19 protein-coding genes are annotated in these 18,442 nt (G+C 39.4%); 16 read left to right on the forward strand and 3 right to left on the reverse strand.

Annotated features, from left to right (window positions below):
• Positions 1-86 precede the first annotated feature (86 nt).
• The gene (locus tag B3209_RS00265) at positions 87-1,907 is read right to left on the reverse strand and encodes a methyl-accepting chemotaxis protein (RefSeq protein ID WP_296689291.1); all 1,821 of its coding nucleotides are present in this window, start codon (positions 1,905-1,907) and stop codon (positions 87-89) included.
• Positions 1,908-2,053: 146 nt separating this feature from the next.
• Between B3209_RS00265 and B3209_RS00270 the strand changes: the two genes are divergently transcribed.
• The 7 genes from B3209_RS00270 (at position 2,054) to miaA (ending at position 8,953) form a co-directional block, all read left to right on the forward strand.
• Complete coding sequence (locus B3209_RS00270) at positions 2,054-3,343, forward strand: hexokinase (protein WP_296689293.1); 1,290 nt, start codon at positions 2,054-2,056, stop codon at positions 3,341-3,343.
• Between the two features lie 234 nt (positions 3,344-3,577).
• On the forward strand, positions 3,578-4,210 hold the full coding sequence (locus tag B3209_RS00275; protein WP_296091418.1) for a periplasmic-type flagellar collar protein FlbB: 633 nt from the start codon (positions 3,578-3,580) through the stop codon (positions 4,208-4,210).
• Between the two features lie 54 nt (positions 4,211-4,264).
• Positions 4,265-5,647 (forward strand): flagellar hook-length control protein FliK, encoded by a 1,383-nt coding sequence (locus B3209_RS00280; protein WP_296663525.1) that lies wholly within the window; start codon positions 4,265-4,267, stop codon positions 5,645-5,647.
• A 15-nt stretch (positions 5,648-5,662) separates the two neighbouring features.
• Positions 5,663-6,112: a flagellar hook assembly protein FlgD gene (gene flgD / locus B3209_RS00285; protein WP_296663528.1), complete on the forward strand. Its 450-nt coding sequence runs from the start codon at positions 5,663-5,665 to the stop codon at positions 6,110-6,112.
• A gap of 46 nt (positions 6,113-6,158) precedes the next feature.
• Positions 6,159-7,550, forward strand: coding sequence for a flagellar hook protein FlgE (gene flgE / locus B3209_RS00290; RefSeq protein WP_295798130.1), 1,392 nt, complete (start codon positions 6,159-6,161; stop codon positions 7,548-7,550).
• Between the two features lie 223 nt (positions 7,551-7,773).
• Positions 7,774-7,995: a DNA-directed RNA polymerase subunit omega gene (locus tag B3209_RS00295; protein WP_288605425.1), complete on the forward strand. Its 222-nt coding sequence runs from the start codon at positions 7,774-7,776 to the stop codon at positions 7,993-7,995.
• 25 nt (positions 7,996-8,020) lie between these two features.
• Positions 8,021-8,953 (forward strand): tRNA (adenosine(37)-N6)-dimethylallyltransferase MiaA, encoded by a 933-nt coding sequence (miaA, locus tag B3209_RS00300; RefSeq protein ID WP_296663530.1) that lies wholly within the window; start codon positions 8,021-8,023, stop codon positions 8,951-8,953.
• Here miaA and B3209_RS00305 read toward each other — a convergent pair.
• Complete coding sequence (locus B3209_RS00305) at positions 8,934-10,313, reverse strand: HAMP domain-containing sensor histidine kinase (RefSeq protein ID WP_296663533.1); 1,380 nt, start codon at positions 10,311-10,313, stop codon at positions 8,934-8,936. The genes miaA and B3209_RS00305 overlap by 20 nt on opposite strands.
• Positions 10,310-11,011: a response regulator transcription factor gene (locus B3209_RS00310; RefSeq protein WP_295798137.1), complete on the reverse strand. Its 702-nt coding sequence runs from the start codon at positions 11,009-11,011 to the stop codon at positions 10,310-10,312. Before B3209_RS00310 ends, B3209_RS00305 begins: the two co-directional genes overlap by 4 nt.
• A 347-nt stretch (positions 11,012-11,358) precedes the next feature.
• Between B3209_RS00310 and B3209_RS00315 the strand changes: the two genes are divergently transcribed.
• The 9 genes from B3209_RS00315 to fliP all read left to right on the forward strand — a co-directional run bounded on the left by B3209_RS00315 (position 11,359) and on the right by fliP (position 18,417).
• Positions 11,359-12,015 (forward strand): HD domain-containing protein, encoded by a 657-nt coding sequence (locus B3209_RS00315; protein ID WP_296663536.1) that lies wholly within the window; start codon positions 11,359-11,361, stop codon positions 12,013-12,015.
• 109 nt (positions 12,016-12,124) lie between these two features.
• A complete protein-coding gene (locus tag B3209_RS00320) occupies positions 12,125-12,316 on the forward strand; it encodes a flagellar FlbD family protein (protein WP_013701729.1) in 192 nt (63 codons plus the stop codon).
• Positions 12,317-12,340: 24 nt separating this feature from the next.
• Positions 12,341-13,123, forward strand: a complete 783-nt coding sequence (locus B3209_RS00325) for a motility protein A (protein ID WP_296663539.1) — start codon at positions 12,341-12,343, stop codon at positions 13,121-13,123.
• A gap of 17 nt (positions 13,124-13,140) precedes the next feature.
• A complete protein-coding gene (motB, locus tag B3209_RS00330) occupies positions 13,141-13,863 on the forward strand; it encodes a flagellar motor protein MotB (RefSeq protein ID WP_296663542.1) in 723 nt (240 codons plus the stop codon).
• A 90-nt stretch (positions 13,864-13,953) separates the two neighbouring features.
• Entirely contained in the window at positions 13,954-14,508 is a 555-nt protein-coding gene (locus B3209_RS00335) for a flagellar basal body-associated FliL family protein (protein WP_013701726.1), read from the forward strand.
• A 23-nt stretch (positions 14,509-14,531) separates the two neighbouring features.
• Positions 14,532-15,566 (forward strand): flagellar motor switch protein FliM, encoded by a 1,035-nt coding sequence (fliM, locus tag B3209_RS00340; RefSeq protein WP_013701725.1) that lies wholly within the window; start codon positions 14,532-14,534, stop codon positions 15,564-15,566.
• Positions 15,563-16,789, forward strand: coding sequence for a flagellar motor switch protein FliN (gene fliN, locus B3209_RS00345; protein WP_296663546.1), 1,227 nt, complete (start codon positions 15,563-15,565; stop codon positions 16,787-16,789). The genes fliM and fliN overlap by 4 nt, the downstream gene beginning before the upstream one ends.
• A 96-nt stretch (positions 16,790-16,885) precedes the next feature.
• Entirely contained in the window at positions 16,886-17,575 is a 690-nt protein-coding gene (locus B3209_RS00350; RefSeq protein ID WP_296663549.1) for a FliO/MopB family protein, read from the forward strand.
• Positions 17,572-18,417: a flagellar type III secretion system pore protein FliP gene (gene fliP, locus B3209_RS00355; RefSeq protein ID WP_296663551.1), complete on the forward strand. Its 846-nt coding sequence runs from the start codon at positions 17,572-17,574 to the stop codon at positions 18,415-18,417. The genes B3209_RS00350 and fliP overlap by 4 nt, the downstream gene beginning before the upstream one ends.
• The last annotated feature ends 25 nt before the right edge of the window (positions 18,418-18,442 follow it).

Raw genomic sequence — 18,442 nt, forward strand, 5'->3', positions numbered from 1 at the left:
CGAGTTTCTTTCAGAAACATCGCAGGGGCAAGCCCGATAATGACATTAAATCATAAAACTCGAAGTTTGGGCTAACTAGCTTTTTTTTATTCAGTTTTATAGCTGTCAACAATTTTCTTTACAGATTCAGAAAGCTCAAGATTTTCTTCTGAATGCGAATTTACTTTGCCGGCAAAATTTTTCATCTTGTCAAGATTTTCAGAAGCGGTGCTTGAACCATCAAGAATTTCTGAAGCTTTTTCCTGAAGAATTGAAACCTGCTCTTCAAGAAGCGAATTTTTTATTTTGAGCTGCCCGGACGAAACAGAAATTGCATCGGAATCTTCATGAAGAATTTGCATCATGCTTTGGATTTTGCTTGACTCTGAATTCTGCTCATTCATTTTTTCGCATACGCTTTGAATTGAACTGTTCATGCTTTTTATGCTTGATTCCAGCGCGTCAAATGATTTTGTAGAATTTGTAGAAGCTGAAACCATTTGCTCCACAGCTGACTCAATATTTTCAACAAGCTCTTTTATTGATTTTGTCTGGGAGGCAGAATTTGTTGCAAGCGTTCTGATTTCGTTTGCAACTACGCTGAATCCTTTTCCTGCTTCTCCTGCGTGCGCCGCTTCAATTGCAGCGTTCATGGCAAGTAAATTTGTCTGCGCTGAAATTTCAGAAATCACTTTGTTCGCTTCAAAAAGCTTAGTTGCAAGCCCCTGAATCGCTTCAATTTTCTTTGCGACTTCAGACTGGCATTGTTTTCCATCGTTTGATTTTTTGACGATATTTTCGTATTCGCTGTTGATTCCAGAAATTTTTTCGTTGATTTCCTCGATGTTTTTTGTAATTTGGCTAACGGCGTCTGTTGAATTCTGAATTGCCACATGCTGGTTTCTTGCTTTTTCGTCAAGTTCAATCACGGAATTTACAACGTCATCAATTGTTCCGTTTGCTTCCTGAGTTTTTTCAGTCTGCTCCTTTGCCTTTGAGTAAATATCTTCTATTAATTTGCCTTCTGTTTCAATTAGGCTTGTTGTTTCATGCGTCTGGCTTAAAAGCACATTTGAATTTTCACTTAATTTTGAAACTGCTGTTTTTTCAGAAATAATCATTTTTTGGAGCTTTTCAATTATTTTGTTGCAAGCCTTGGAAATTTCAGCAATTTCCTTTTCTTTGTATTCCAAAACACGCGCTGTAAGATCGCTTTCCCCGCTGGCGATTTCGTCCATTCTATATGAAATTGTAGAAAGCTTTATAAAAAATGAAGAAATCCACATATACGAAAAAACAATGCAGATGACCAAAAGTACCAGGCAGGTAACAGTCATTGTCGTCTGGCTTTGTTTTATAGATTTTATTATTGAAGCAGCTTCAAAATCACAGGCAACAAATCCAATTGCTTTATTATCCTTTACAATTGGCGCATAAGCCGTTATCATCCAGCCCCATTCATCTTGCTCTCTAAAATCTGAAATTATGATTTCTTTTTCATGCAGAACAATGTGCGGATAGTCGCCGTAACTTGTCAGGTCTTCAACAGTTCCGATTGGAGAAAAATTTTCATCGTCAAAAGGAGTTGTGCTTCCATCTACAACATAAGTAAAATTGTTTCCGCCGCTTGGAATCATTGTATATAAGAATTTGCATTGGGTTTGTGATTTTATTAATCTAAGTTCCTTGTACAGCTCGTCATAATATGGAAGGGATTCGTCAAGTTTTTCTGCAAGCTCTGAAAAACGGTCTGCATCTATTTTGTATAGTGCGCGCTTTACTAAGGATTCTCCTTGTGATGAAAAAACATTGAATGCTGTTGATTTTATATTTATCATCGCTATTATCGTGGTAATAACTGAAATAAGAACTATAAAAAAAGATATAAACAATAAAAACTTAAATTTGTATGAATTTGCAAATTTCATAAATACCTCTCTGATATTTTCTTATTCTTTTATAGATTATATACGATAATTTCCATTTTGAACATATAAATCAGATTGATAATTCTTAGTTTTATATTTATAATAGTAGCAATCTTTTTAATTTCAAGTTTATAAGGAGTTCGTTTATGAACCGAAAAGTTGCAGCCTTTTTGGGCAGACATAATTTCAGCATCCATCAGGACATTAATTCAGTTGTTGAAGCCATGCTTTTTGATATGAATGAAGGATTGAGCGGCCGTCCTTCTGGCGAGGATATGATTAGAACTTATGCGAATCCTCCGTCTCAGGCTACAGCTGGAAAAAGTGTCATTGTAATTGATGCCGGCGGAACAAATTTCCGCTCTTGCCTTGTAACTTTTGATTCAAATGGAAATCCTTCGATTGATTTTATGGAAAAAACAAGAATGCCTGGCGTTGACAGAGAACTTTCTAAAAAAGAATTCTTTGACCAGATTGCAGCAAATCTTGAGCATTTAAAAGACAAGTCGTCTAGCATTGGCTTCTGTTTTTCTTATCCGGTTGATATTCAGGAAGATGGAGATGGCGTTCTAATTAACTTTACAAAGGAAGTAAAAGCTCCAGAAGTTGAAGGCTCCCATATTGGAAAAGAACTTGAAAAAGCGTTAAAAGAACACGGCTGGAAAAACAAGCTGCATGTTTCAATGCTGAACGACACAGTTTCCGCTTTGCTTGCCGGAGCTGCCGACCCTGATGAAGGAATGAAATATTCTTCTTACGTTGGATTTATTCTTGGAACTGGAATGAATTCCGCATACATTCAGACTGCAAACCCTAAATACAAAAACTTAAAGACACAGATTATAAACTGCGAGTCTGGAAAATTCGACAAGGTTGCAAGAAGCGACTTTGATATTTCATTTGACAAAAAAAGCGAAAAGCCTGGAATCGGCATTATGGAAAAGCTTTGCTCAGGAGCATACATGGGCCCTATTGCTTTTGAAGCTGTAACAACTGCTGGCAAGGAAAATCTTTTTACAGAAAAGCTTTCAGAAAAACTTTCCAAGCTAGATTCTCTTACTCAAATTGAAATGGATTCATTCCTTCATGCTCCATATTCAACAAATTCAAAGCTAGGTTCAATTATGGCTGAATGCGCCAAAGACGATGACTACGATGTTTTGTTCCAGCTTCTTGATGCGCTTGTAGAACGCTGCGCTAGAATGGCCGCCGCAATTTTGTCTGCCTGCGTAATAAAGAGCGGGGAGGGCAAAACTGCTGATAAGCCTGTATGCATTCTTTGCAACGGAACTTCATTCTTTAAAACTTATAAAGTTCGCCAGCGTGTTCTTGGTTATCTTGAAGAGCTTCTTGTAAAAGAACGCGGACTTTACTTTGATGTAATCAGCCGTGAAAACGACATTACTCTTGGTACTGCAATTGGTGGTCTTCTTTAATAGAATTCATGGGGGCTGTCTAATAAGTTCAAAATGTCATTGTCGTACTTGATACTGCGATGTTTCTGGAAGAAACTCGGTTAACAATCTCTAAATATTTTTAATATTGCAGTAGATTTTCGGGTCAAGCCCGAAAATGACATAAAAATATTTTTAAGACATCCCTCAGTTTCTTTTTGGCATGGTTTTTCTTAGGTTTTTATAAAAAAGTCCGATAATCAACTGGAGCAATATATGTCAAACGCTAAAGTTTTAGGAAAATCAATTCTCCTCATCATTCTTATTGTAGTTCTTGTTTTATTCGGGCTTCTTTGGTTTGACTATCTGGGAATAATTCATGCTAAGAGGGCTTTTGCGCCTTTATTTAAATTAGCCGGGCTTTCTCCGCAGACTTCTGTTTCTGCTTCATCTTCAAAAGAGCTTGTTGAGGCTGATCTTGACAATGACCGGTTTGCAAAAAGACTTGAGGCTCTTGATATTCGTTCTCAGGAACTTGCAAAAAGAGAAGCGGAAGTAAAAGAGCGCGAGGATGCAAACGCCCAAGTTGCTCAGGAGCTTGAAGACAAAGAAAAAACTCAGGCTGAACGTGAAAAAACATTTAATAATTTAGTAAAAAAGTACGATGATAGAAGTGTAAACATCGAGCAAATTGTTGCAAATTTGAACGGTATGCCGCCAAAAAGCGCAGTTGGAATTCTTGTTGAAATGGACGATCAGGACGTAATTGATGTTCTGCGCCGCGCCGATGAGATTGCCGCCGCTTCTGGTGAATCTTCTACAGTCGCATATTGGCTTTCCTTAATGCCTAGTGATCGTGCTGCTGAAATTTCACGCAAGATGGCAAACAAACCGCTTTCAATAAATTAGCAAAATTGCCTGTTAATGCAGCGCGCCGGTGTTTATAGAATCCGGAGGTTGCCCATGCAGGCATTAAGTTTACAGATTGTAAATTCACAGCAGGAACACGATGTTTCTGTAAAGAAAATTCCGACTGCAAAATCTGAAGAAAGAGATTCGTCATTTAAAGAAATGGTGGAATCAGCTTCAAAAAAAGAACGGGCAGACAATTCTCCTTCCAAAGAAAAAGTTCAAAAAGTTTCAAAGACGTCTGATGAGCCAGCTGTAAATTCAGTAGAAGAAAAAGTTAATGAAGAATTTCAAACTTCTTCCGCTGTTTTTGCTTCGTTTGCGGTTTCTAAAACAGAGCCGTCTGCTCAGACAGAATCTTTTGTTAATTTAGATTTCCAAAGTGAACTTTCTTCTGATTCTGAAATTCTGTTTTCTAGCGAACAGCTTGCATTTTTGCGTTCTGAAGATTTTTCTTTGGAAAACAAAACTGATGATTTTTTAGCTGAAGGTAATTTTTTCCTTCCGTTGAACGAAATGCACAATTTGCAGGCGGCGCAGAATCTTTCTGTTGATGAGCCTGAAAAATTTTTAGAAAATGCAAAATTCGCCGAGCATTTTTCTTCTACGGATGAAGGCTTGTCCCTTGTGCCATTGCAATCTGTTCCAGATGAAATTGCAGCTTTGCAGAATTCTACAGAGCTTTCCCAGCTTGGAATTTCTTCAGAATCCAGCGAAAAGAAACCGGACTTTTTTAAACTTGAGCTTTCTTCTTCCGATGACAAAGGAGCAAAAGAAGTTCCGTCGCTTTTTGAAAATATTTTTACAGTTACAGACGAGCGTTCCATTGAACAGAAAATTGCCGACTTTAAATCCGAGATGAAGTCTGACTATTCACAGCAGGACAACAGCCTGAATCTTTCACTTTCTCTTTCTGAAAATGCAAAGCAGAATATTCTTTCTTCAAACAACCAGAGTGCAGGAGCTTCAGGCTCTACATTCCAGCAGCTTCTTTCTCAGCAGATTCAGTTTAACGCGCCTGATTTCGCTCGCGCTGGAAACATTGTCTTGCAGGACAACAATTCCGGCTCAATAAACATGATTTTAAAGCCAGAAAATTTAGGAAATGTTAAAATAAATCTTCATCTTTCCGATAATGTGATTACAGGGCAGATTACTGTAAACAGCAAAGAAGCTTTCGAGGCTTTTAAACAAAACATGGAGACTTTAAAGCAGGCTTTTCAAAACAGCGGATTTGAAAATGCAAATTTAAGTCTTAGCTATGCCGACACTTCTTCCGGCTCATTTGCGCAGGGTGAACGGCAGCAGAGCAGCGAACAGTTCTTTTCTAACAAAGTTTACGGTGATTATGCGTCTTCCGCTGAAATTTCAGGAGCGGCTTCTTCACAGGCTGTATATATCGCGGATTCTGACAGAAAAATCAGTGTTGTTGCGTAGAAATAGGAGAAATACATGGACGGAATTCAGTTGAATACAAGGCTTAGCGATCAGGAAATGGCAAAGCTGAATATGCAGGTAGATTCTTTCAACAAGTCGATTACGATTGAAGGAAGAAAAGTTCAGCGTGACTTGGGAAAAGATGATTTCCTTAAGCTTTTGATTACTCAGCTTTCAAATCAGGATCCTACTTCTCCTATGGAAAATACAGAGTTCATTGCGCAGATGGCTCAGTTCAGCTCTCTTGAGCAGATGACAAACATGAATCAGGAATTTGCAAAGATGAATTCAATGCTTGTTTCTTCACAGGCTGTAGGAACAATCGGAAAAACTGTTGACATTACGTTTGGCGACACAAAGACAACTGGAGTTGTTGAAGCTGTAACTTACGGAGCAAATCCGCAGGTGCGCGTAAACAATATGTATTATGACATGAAACAAATCTCCGCAGTTTACGGAGAATGAGTTCAGGTTGGGGAACTCGTATAAAAAATCATAAGAGGGTAAATTTATGATGAGATCACTTTATGCAGGCGTTTCGGGCTTGCAGAATCACCAGACAAGAATGGATGTAATTGGAAACAACATTTCCAATGTAAACACTTACGGATTTAAAAAAGGCCGCGCTACTTTTCAGGACATGATAAGCCAGCAGATTAATGGGGCTGCCCGTCCTACAGAAGAAGTTGGCGGTGTAAATCCTAAGGAAGTTGGACTTGGAATGAGTGTTGCTACAATCGACACAATCTTTACACAGGGAAACCTTCAGACAACAGGAAACACAACAGACCTTGCGATTCAGGGAAACGGATTCTTTGTTCTTAAAAACGGAGACGAAACTTTCTATTCACGCGCAGGTGTTTTTGGAACAGACTCAAACGGAACTCTTGTGAATCCTGCTAACGGGCTTCGTGTTCAGGGCTGGATGGCAGAAGATGTAAACGGACGTCAGGTTGTGCGCACTTCTGCAACTCCTACAGACTTGGTGATTCCAGTTGGCCAGAAAGACCCGCCTAAAGCAACAGAAAATGTAAGATATTTCTGCAACCTTAACAAGAACACACCTGAAATCCCGGAAAATCCGACTGCGGATCAGGTTATTGAAGGAACTTGGCAGACAGAAATTGACATTTATGATACTTACGGAAACGCTCATCAGGTTCAGATGAATTTTGCAAAAGTTCCTGGAAATCCTAACCAGTGGACAGTTACTGTAAATGTTGATCCAGACAACGCTGACTTTACTCAGACAAGAATCGGATTTGGAACAACAGACGGTGTGCAGAATACTTATACTTTGAATTTTGACAACACTGGAAAACTCCAGTCGGTAGTTGACAGCGCAGGAAATCAGTCTAATCCTCAGGGTGAAATTGTTCTTCAGGCTTCTTATGCTGTGGCTGATTCAAACGCTGATGCAGACGGAAATCCATATCGCCAGACTTTCAACTTGAACCTTGGAACAATCGGCTCAATGGAAAATACAATTACACAGGCTGCTTCAAAGTCTACAACAAAAGCAAACTATCAAGATGGCTACAAGCTCGGTTATCTTGACAACTTTAAAATTGACCAGTCTGGAATAATCACAGGCGTTTATTCAAATGGTTCTGTCCGCACAATTGGACAAGTTGCAATGGCAAGCTTTACAAACCAAGGCGGTCTTGAAAAGAAAGGCGACAACACTTACGCAGAATCAATCAACTCTGGAATGGCAAACATCGGCGAAAGCGGAACACAGGGAAAAGGAAGCATGCTTTCTGGAACTTTGGAAATGTCGAACGTTGATCTTACTGAGCAGCTTACTGACATGATTGTAACTCAGCGCGGATTTGAATCTAACGCAAAGACAATTCAAACCGGAGATTCAATGCTTGAAACTGTTTTAGGCTTGAAACGCTAATTAAGTTGAACTAGGAATCTTTAGAAAGCAATTTCTTTAGAACCTCTAATTCATAACCCAACCTTAGCTGGACAGATGAACCCTCGTCTGTCCGGCTTTTTTTTATATAATTGCTGCTATAAAACAAATGTTGAAAATACTGAAATTATTTTAAAAGCTGTATTTGTTTGACTACACTTGCATTTTTTGATATAATTATTTCACTTTTTGTGAGGGGTAAACTATGATTTTTCCACTTGAAGAACTTGCTAAATTCAAAGGCGGAATGTACGCCATTACAGTTGCTGCCAGCCGTCGCGCATATCAGCTTGCAAAACTTGCTATGATAGAAGATCCTGCTGTTTCTGAGCTTGTAGAGGACAATGACGGAAAAGTTGTAAGTCTTGCAGCTCGTCAGCTTTTTTCTGGTGAAGTTAAATACGCTATTGAAGCTCCTGCGCGCTAGTTTTGCTTTTTGCATTGATTGAAAATTGATTCCAGTAATTGTTGTTTTTGCACCAACTGCTTGCGGAAAAACTGCTTTGGCTGAAGATTTGTTCGGCAAAAGCAGTTCTTTTGTTTTTAAAGGAAAAGCCGAAGTTGTAAGCGCGGACAGCCAGGCAGTTTACAAAGGTCTTGATATTGGAACTGCCAAGCCTACAAAGGAAGAGCAGCAGGAAGTCCCTTTTCATCTTATTGATGTTGCAAGTCCGCAGGAACAGTTCGGGCTTGGAAATTTTCTTGAGTCCGCAGATTCTTTGTGTGCGCAAATTTGGAGTAGAAAAAAAATTCCTTTGGTGATTGGCGGAACTGGTTTTTATATAAGAAATTTTTTGCTAGGCTCGCCGTCAACTCCAGAAAGCCGTCCGGAAATCAGAGAGCTGATAAAACAAAAACTTTCCAATTTAGGAAAGGAAAGCCTTTATGCCGAACTGAAAATCGTAGATCCCTTGAGCGCAAAAAAAATAAATATAAATGACGAGTATAGAATTTGCCGTGCCCTTGAGATTTTTTATTCATGCGGAAAACCTTTAAGTTCATTCAGCCTTCCTTGTGAACTTAGAAAACAGTATAATTTTTGCACATTGATTCTAAATCGAAACAGGGAAGAACTTTACAAGCGCATTGATTTGCGTGTGGAAAAAATGTTTGAAGAAGGACTTGTGCATGAAGTTGAGGCGTTAAAAGAATCAGGGCTCACAAAAGATTCTCCTGCAATGAAAGCTATTGGATATAGTGAGTTTTTTATTGAAGGGTTTTCCTTGGAACAGATAAAAGAAAAAATAAAATTCAACAGCCACCGTTACGCAAAAAAACAGTATACCTTTATGCGCGGAATTCCTGGAGCGTGCATTGTGGATGCTGATGACAAAGAAAAAATAAAGCAGATAATTTCAAATTTTCTTAGTTCAGTGTTATTGTAAATGTTGTTCCCTTGTTCGGTTTGGATTTTACATTTATGCTCCAGCCGTGGCTGTCTATAATTGACTTGACTACAGAAAGCCCTATTCCCATTCCGTTTTCACGCCGGGAATTTGAAGCGCGGAAAAACAGTTCAAAAACTTTTTCCAAGTCTTCTTCTGGAATTCCAACGCCTGTATCGCTTATTGAAATTTCTGTTTTTCCAAATGAATTCTTTTTTGCCTCAAGTGAAATTGAGTCTCCGTCATTTGTGTATCGCAGGGCGTTTCCATAGATGTTTTCCAAAGCCCGGGTAAAAAGATTTTTGTCCATAAGAATTTGCTGTTCTTCAATTTCTATTGAACTTGAAATTTTCCGCTTGTATAATTCTGCGGCGCATTCCATGTTTGCGGCAAAGTCCTTTAAAAATGCTTTTAATTCAACTGGCCTTAAAGTTTTTTTCCATTCTATGTTGTCCATTTTTACATAGTTGATTAAATCATTTATCATTGACTCAAGCTGGCCGGCTTTTGTGTTTATTATTGAAACTGATTTTTTTATGTCGTCAATGCTGTTTACAATTCCGTCTGAAACTGCCTCTGAATATCCTTTTATCAGCGCGACAGGCGTTCTTAAGTCATGGCTTATTCCCATTATAAAGCGAGAGCGGCGTTCAAGATTTTCCTTTAATGCTTTTCTCATGCGCTCCAAGTCTTCTGTGAGCTGCAAAATTTCGTTTGAATTTCTTCTGCCTGAAATTTCAAGTTTTGTGTCAAGTTCTCCATTTGCAATTTTTTGAGTTGCCTTTTGAATTATTTCTATTGAATTTGAAACTGACTTTGCAATTAAAATAATCACCGTGATTGACAGTGCTTCAAAAACAAGCACAACAAAAAATATGTGCATCATGAATTTGGGAATTCTTTTCAGTGAGTTTTTTTCTTTTGCATCAAATCTGCTTATAATAAGACCTTTGTTTTTGTGGCTTGCGTCGCGAGCTTCTTTTTTAGTCTGCTCTTCAAGAAAGAAAGACTGGAATTGATAGTCGTAAGAAGAATTTGTTGTCTGCACAAAATCAAAAAGTTCCTTGGGATTATGCGTGCTTCCTGTTTTTATTTCTGGAATTGTAGAAAGAATAATCTTTGAGTTGAAGAAAATCATAATCTGAACTTCCGGCGGAATTTTTTCAATGTAGTTTTGAATCTGGTTCCAGTCGCTTTCTGAAAGATTCGCTTCGTTTATTTTTCTGATTTCCCTGTAGCCTTTCATCAAAAATCTTCGCGGGGAATTGTAATACGTGTAAATTGGAAAAAGAACCATGCACAAAGTTGGAAGTATTAAAATCCCCGTGATTAAAAGCGAAATTTGATTTTTAATTTTCATTCATTGCTTTCCATGCTGAACTGGTAGCCCATTCCAAAAACTGTCTTTATATATTTTGGGTTTGCAGGATCTTTTTCAATTTTTCTTCTTAGCCTTTGAACATAAACTCCAACCGCTGTCATGTCTCCAAATGGAGTTTTCCATACCGCGTTGAAGACTTGTTCTGGAGTTGCAGGCTTGCTGCTGTTTTTTACAAGATATTCAAGGACTTCATATTCTTTTGTGGAAAGCGGAATTTTTTCAGCTCCTTTTTTTAGAATGCAGCTGTTGCAGTAAAGAGTGTAGGGACCGAAATTTATTGTTTCTTCCACAGAAGCTTCTGTTGCACAAAGACGTGCGAGCTTGGACTGAACTCTTGCAACTAGAACTTTAGGACTGAATGGCTTTGTTACAAATTCGTCCGCGCCAAATCCAAGTCCTTCTATTATATCATCGTCAGCGTCCCTTGCGGAAACTATAATAACAGGAATTGTAGCTTTGTAGTTTTTTCTGAAAGTCTTTAAAAAGTCAAATCCGCTCATTCCAGGAAGATTTAAATCCAAAATTACCAAGGCAGGCGAATATCCTGAGCTTAATTTTTCAAGAGCCTTTTCTGCTGTGTCAAATGCCAGCGAGTCAAAATCCGCGTTGTTCAAATACATGCAAATCAGTTCCGCCATTTCTGGAACATCTTCAATTACAAGGATTTTTGTTTTCATGGCTGAAATTTACAATTATTCAACAGGAAGTTCAAGAATTTTTGTGCGTCTCTAACAGATTATTATTTGCTTTTTTTTGAAGGAATACTTCCTAAGAGACTAAGTGAGTATTCCTAAGACCTGAAGTAAGTATTCCTAAGAGCCTTAGGAAGTATTCCTCAACCTCTTAGGAAGTATTCCTCTGCCTCTTAGGAAGTATTCCTCAGCCTCTTAGGAAGTATTCCTCAGCTTCTTAGGAAGTATCGCTACGGGTCTTAGGAAGTATTCCTTTAGTTTTACAACATTAATCTTGTTTTTTTTTTAAATTTAATGCTTTTTTAACAAATGTTTTCTATAATATATATAATATGACTGTTGAAGAAATAAAAAAGAACACAGAGATAAATGAGTTTTTGAACAAAGGAAATGAAATCTTAGGAAATCTTGGTTTTACAGATCATGGTCCAGGACACTGTGGATTAGTTTCTGAACGTGCTGGCTTTATTTTGCAGGAATTTGGAGAAGCAAAAGAAAATATTGAGCTTGCAAAAATTGCAGGATATATGCACGACATTGGAAATGCCCTTAACAGAAATCATCATGCTGAATACGGCGGACTTCTTGCAAATGAAATACTTGGCAGGCTTGATTTTTCGTGCGAAGACAGAATTGAAATTGTTTCGTGCATTGCGAACCATGACGAGTCAACTGGCGGCGCGTTCGACAAAGTTTCTGCAGCCCTCATAATTGCAGACAAAACAGATGTAAGGCGAAACCGCGTAAGAACAAAGGAAAAGTCCGCGTTTGATATACATGACCGCGTTAATTTTGCAGTTGAAAATTCGACTTTAAAGATAAACCATGAAAAAAAGCAGATTTCCCTGAATCTCCAAATTGACGAGAATATTTGCACAATGTGTGACTACTTTGATATTTTTTTAGGCCGAATGCTCATGTGCAGAAAAGCCGCGGAATTCTTTGACTGTCGTTTTAAGCTTATGGCGAACGGAAGCAAAGTTCTCTAGCAGCTTTTACAATTTTGGTAGTTTAAAAAGTTTGCTTTCTCTTGTTTTTACGGCAAAAATAGTCTAAAATACTTGACGATTCACATTTTACAGTTCATTATAGTATATTATGATTGAAGTAACGCGTCTGAACGGAAAAAAATACTGGGTCAATCCGCACCAGATTGAGTCTATGGAACAAAATCCTGATGTTACGCTTGCTCTTCTTTCAGGCAAAAAAATTGTTGTAAAAGAATCTCCAGAAGAAATCATAGAACGAATTGTTATATATAGAAAAAAAATAGGAATGCAGGAACTTTGATTCTTGCGCGAGCGGGAGGAAAAAATGGATTTAGCTACTCTGATAGGATTCTTTGGCGGACTTGCAATGATGGCAGTTGGTGTTTTTACGTCCGGTGGATCCATTATGGGTATTATAGATATTCCATCAATTTTCGTAACTATTGGCGGATCCTACTTTTCTTTGTGGATTTGCGCCCCTATGAATCAGGTTATTGGTCTTTTTGGTATTATGGGAAGGGCTTTTAAAACTTATGACTATGGAGAAAAAACAACTGTTCAGAACATGGTTGCCCTTAGTGAAAAAGCCCGCCGTGAAGGAATTCTTGCTCTTGAAGAAGGTCTTGACGACCTTGATGATCCGTTCCTAAAAGAAGGCTTGCGTCTTATGGTAGACGGAAACGACGGAAGTGCAATTCGCTCTATTCTTGAAAATGAAATGGCTCAGGCAGAAAGCCGCCACATGGCTTGGATTAACGTTGTTATCCAGTGGGCAGGATTTGCTCCTGGTTACGGAATGATGGGTACTGTTATTGGTCTTATTGGTATGTTAAGAAACCTTGAAGACAAAAGTGCGCTTGGTCCTAACATGGCGGTTGCTCTTATTACAACTTTGTATGGTTCCATGCTCGCAAACTGGCTTTTCGGACCTTTGGCTCAGAAACTCATTATGCAGAATGGAAACGAAATGAACGTAAAGGAAATGGTTCTGGAAGGAATTCTTTCAATTCAGGCAGGAGACAACCCGCGTATTCTTGGACAGAAACTTCTTACATATTTGGATCCAAAATCCCGCAAGGCAATTGAGTCCGACATCTTGAAAGACTAGGCTTGGGGAGTTTTTCAATGGCAAAAAGAGAAAAAAAAGAACCAGAAAAACCGTCAACCGCTTGGATGGGCACTTACGGAGACATGATTACACTCATGCTCTGCTTTTTCGTTATGCTTTATGACCCTTCCGAATCAGATGCAGTTCAAATGGCGGCTTTGCAGGCTTCGCTTTCAAATAATAATCCGGGCGGCGGAATTTCAGTAAGTCCTGGCAGTCTTGCTAATTTAGGAAACGTTGTAAGTTCTCTTCCTTCTATAGAAAAAGGGCGGGCTTTAGGTCCTGCTATGAAAAAGGCTATTTCAAGTTTTGCGCCTGAAGTAAAATCAAACAAAATAACAATAACAAGCGATGAACGCGGACTTGTAATTTCACTTGCATCCGATGCTTTTTTTGAAGAAGGCAGTGCGGAACTTAATATAGAAGAAGCTAGGGGAACTTTGCTTAATCTTGCAAAATTTTTTGCTTCCCCGGAAGTTGCTGGCAGAAGATGGCGCATTGAAGGGCACACTGACAATCGGCCTGTTTCTGCTTCAAGCATTTATCCAAGCAACTGGGAACTTTCGGCTGCGCGGGCGGCAAATGTTCTGCATTATCTTGCTGATTTTGGTGTAGATGAAAAGCAGTTTTCTATTGCAGGATATGCGGACACTCGTCCTAAGCTTAGCAATGATACTGCGGAAGGCCGTGCTTACAACCGCCGTGTAGATGTAATTGTTCTTGATGACGGACATTTTTAGCGGAAATGCTTATTTTTCAATTTCTTCTAAGATAAAATTTAAAAATTCCGATATAAATAACGAGAAGATTTTAAAATCCGGGAGGACTTTATGGCAGACGAAAGCAATGCAGACGACTTGGGCGATGACATCGGAGCTGAAGTTTCAACAGGAAAAAAGAGCGGAATAAAAGGCGCGTTTCCTCAGCTTTTGAAATTTATTTTGATTGGTGTTGCTGCTGTAATTTTCATTGTTACTATTGTAGTTGTTACAACTGCTATTTTAAATAAGGGCGGAAAAACACCTTCACAGTCAATTCCAATCAGTGAGGAATATACTGTAAAAAGAGAATCCTATGACTGGTACACTTCTTTGGATCAGATTCGCACATCAACAAGTGACCCTGTTCCGGCAAGTGTAAGTGTTACAATTGCTCTTGGCTACAAAAAGGAGGACAAGGCGGCTTCGACTGAAATCACAGAACGCCGTATTGAAATCATTGACTTTTTGAGAAGGTTTTTTTCAGAGCAGACTGTTGAAGATTTGCGTCCGCAGAATGAGGAAGTTTTAAGGCAGCAGATCCGCGACCAGATAAACGATGATATTTTAAGCAACTCCAGAATACGCGATGTTCGTTTTACAGGAAAGGATGTTGTTCAGCAGTAAGCTGAAAAAAGGTGGAATGAGACATGAATGAAGTTCTGTCACAGGATGAAATTGACCAGCTCCTTCAGGCTATAAGCACTGGCGAAAGCGAAGCAGATGAATTTAAGCCGGTTACCGATACTAGGCGTATAAAAATCTATGACTTCCGCCGTCCTGATAAATTCTCAAAGGAGCAGATTCGCACGGTTTCCAATATGCACGAAACTTTTGCGCGTCTTACAACAACAAGCCTTTCTGCCCAGCTGCGTACTTTGGTTCATGTCCATGTTGCTTCGGTAGACCAGTTGACCTACGAGGAATTCATTCGTTCTATTCCGACTCCTACAACTTTGGCTGTAATAAACATGGATCCTTTAAAAGGAAACGCAGTTCTTGAAATTGCTCCTGAAATTACATTTATAATAATTGACCGTCTTTTTGGCGGCTCTGGAGATACAGGCGGAAAAGTAAACCGAGATCTTACAGATATTGAGCAGTCTGTTATGGAAGGAATCATTGTCCGCATTTTGGCAAACATGAGGGAAGCTTGGACTCAGGTTATAGACTTACGCCCGCGTCTTCAGCAGATTGAAACAAATCCGCAGTTTGCCCAGATTGTTCCTCCGAGCGAAATGGTCATTCTTGTTACTTTGGAAATAAAAATCGGAGAGGAAGCGGGTATGATGAATATCTGTATTCCTTATATAACGATTGAACCGATTGTTTCAAAACTTTCGTCTTCTTTCTGGTTCAGTTCAGTTAGAAGAAGTTCTACAACGCAGTACCTTGGAACTCTCAAGGAAAAACTTGCGGATGTTGAAATGGAACTTGTTGCGGACATCGGTTCAATAAATGTTCCTATTAGAGATGTTCTAAGCCTTAGAACAGGCGATGTTATAAGGCTTAACACTATAAAGGTTGGAGAGCCGCTTACATTAAGTGTGGGCAGCAAGAAGAAATTCTACTGTCAGCCTGGCGTTGTCGGGAAAAAGGTTGCCGTTCAGATTATTGAAAAAATCGACGAGCAGGAAACTGAAAATTTTGAAGAATTAACACCAGAAGGAGACGATAACCTATGAGTGAAGGATCTATATCACAGGAAGAAATCGATGCATTGCTGTCCGGCGTAGATGTCGGCGGACTTGGTTCAGGCGGTTCGTTTAATTCTGCTCCAGAGGTTGACATTGATGTTCCAACATTGCAGAATTTTGCTGGAACCATAAAAGACAAGCTTGCTGAAGTCATTAAAAATATGACTGAAAAGGACACTGTCCCGGGTTCTCCTACTGTCGAGGCGATTGGACGTGATCAGTTGCTTGCAAAACTCCCGGAAGAAGCTGTAGCTGTAATGGCAGACTTCTCTTCTGGACTAAGCGGAGACCATCTTTTCCTTATGTCCCCGGAATTTGCAACAAAGCTTGTCGGCTATATAAACAAAGAGGAAAATCCTGCTCTTGATGACATGGGGCTTTCTGTAATTTCAGAAGTAGTTTCGTCTCATTCAGGCGCGGAAATAACAGAGCTTAGCAAAGGCGGAAAACTTCCGGGACTTGCTACAAATCCTCCAGAAGCTGTAAAAGAGCCAAAGGCAATGATTCGTATGCCGCAGGGAACTTTTGCTTGCTTTACATATCCAGTTACTGTTGGCGGCGAGCAGTTTACCTTGTGGGAAGCTGTAAGCGGTTCTGTTGCTGACGGAATGGCGCGTGCTCTTGGTGGCGGTTCAAAGCCTGCTTCCAAGCCAGCTGCATCTGTAAATTCTGGAATGGAAAGTGCTTCTGCTATGGGCGGCGCTGCTCAGATGTCTTCTCCTTCCGCAGGATTTACCCAGCAGCCAATGATGGGCGGAATGCAGATGGGAATGCAGCAGATGCAGCCTAATCCAGCGATGATGGGAGGTATGCAAATGGGCGGCAATATGATGGGAATGCAGCAAATGCAGCCGAACGCTTCAATGATGGGCGGAATGCAGATGCAGACCCCTCCGAATGTTCAGTCATTGCAGTTCCCGAATTTTGCGCAGTCTGTAGGAGGCGGCGAGCAGGGAAATATCAACTTGATTATGGATGTTTTCATGGAAATGACGGTCGAACTTGGCCGTACCAAGAAAACTATCAAGGATATTTTGGGACTTGGCGAAGGAACAATTATCGAGCTTGATAAGCTTGCTGGTGAGCCTGTTGATATTCTGGTAAACCACAAGCCTATTGCCAAGGGCGAAGTTGTAGTTATTGATGAAAACTTCGGTGTTCGTGTTACAGAAATTCTTCCGTCTCTTGAACACGTGGCTTCATCTATGTAAGAATAAATTTGTAAAGGGCTTTTGAATTTCATTGAAGTTTAAAAGCTCCATTAAATATAAAAGCGGCAGGCTTGAAATGCGGTGGGGATAACGCAAATGTCTGTTGCTTTGGGTGGGAAAATGTATTATTCAAAAGTAAAAATTTTAGCGGCATTGCTGGCTTTATGCGCCGGACTTTCTTTTGCCCAGCAGTCTTCTGCGACTTCAGAAAATCTTACTTCCGCACAAATTGAAAATTCTCAGATTTCATTAGACTTTTCAGAAAACTCTGATTCTGGAGTTTCAGATGAAAATGCTTTTAGTTCTTCTAGCTCTTTCGGCGGAATTGGAATTTTTGTGCGCATGATTCTTGTTTTGGGAATCATAATTGCGGCGATTTACTTTTTGTTCAAATTTATGCGCAAGTCTATGGGCGTTGAACCAGCTATGGAAGACGATGTTTTTTTGCGTAAAGTTTCGTTTATAAGCCTTGGCGAAGGAAAATCTGTTCAAATTGTAAGCCTTTGGAATAAGGCATTTATTCTTGGTGTTTCTGATAATTCCGTTTCACTTATAAAAGAAATTGATGACAAAAATCTCATTGATGCGATGAACCGCTATGCCGACATGAACAGCAATGCAAAAAAACCGCGTTCATTTGAAGAAATCCTTCAGCTTTTTATGCCCGGAAAAAAAGAGGATGCCAAAGAAAATATTCCGGCCGCAAAAAAATCAGCTTATGACAAAGGCACGATGGATCTTATAAATTCTTTGAAGAACAAAATGATTGGCGGAGAGGAAAAATGAAGGGCCTTTTCTTGCTGAAAAAACGTTTTTTTAAATTCGCAGTTGCGTTTTTACTTTGCGCTTGCTGTTTTTTTCCATTGTCATCTCAAAGCCAGAATAATTTTCCAGAAGGCTCTTCAAGCGGAACTACGGAAATGAGTCGCCGCATAACGGGCTTGGATTTTCCGAATTTGAGTTTTTCCGCAACTGCTCCTCGCTCTGGAAATGAAGTTGCGTTCAGTGTGCAGCTTTTGCTTCTTCTTACGCTTTTAACTCTTGCGCCAAGCATTTTTGTTTTGATGACTTGCTTTTTGCGTTTTTCAATTGTTCTTGACTTTATAAAAAGGGCGCTTTCTTTGCAGCAAGTTCCGCCGACAGCAGTTCTAAATGGAATTGCAATTTTTATGACACTTTTTTGCATGTGGCCTACATTCAGACAGATTTACACGGATTCTTTTCAGCCGCTTTCAAATAATGAAATTACTTTGACAGAAGCCATTGAAAAGGCAGAATCTCCTATAAGGATTTTTATGTTCCGCCAAATGGGAAACGACAAAAACAGCATCAGAACTTTTATGACAATGGCAGGACTTAGCCGCCCTGCTAATGCTTCCGATGTTCCAACTTATGTCTTGATTCCGGCCTATATTCTGCACGAGCTTACTGTTGCATTTAAAATAGGAATTCTCTTATATATTCCGTTTATTGTAATTGATATGGTTGTTGCAAGTATTCTTATGAGCATGGGAATGATGATGCTTCCGCCTGTGCAAATTTCCATGCCGTTCAAGCTGATGCTTTTTGTTCTTGTTGACGGCTGGCATCTTTTGACTCAGCAGCTTTTTGTGAGTGTTTTGCGTTAGGAAAAATTTTGACATTCGGCTTTTG

This window comes from Treponema sp. UBA6852 (assembly GCA_002449305.1).
Lineage (GTDB): Bacteria > Spirochaetota > Spirochaetia > Treponematales > Treponemataceae > Treponema_D.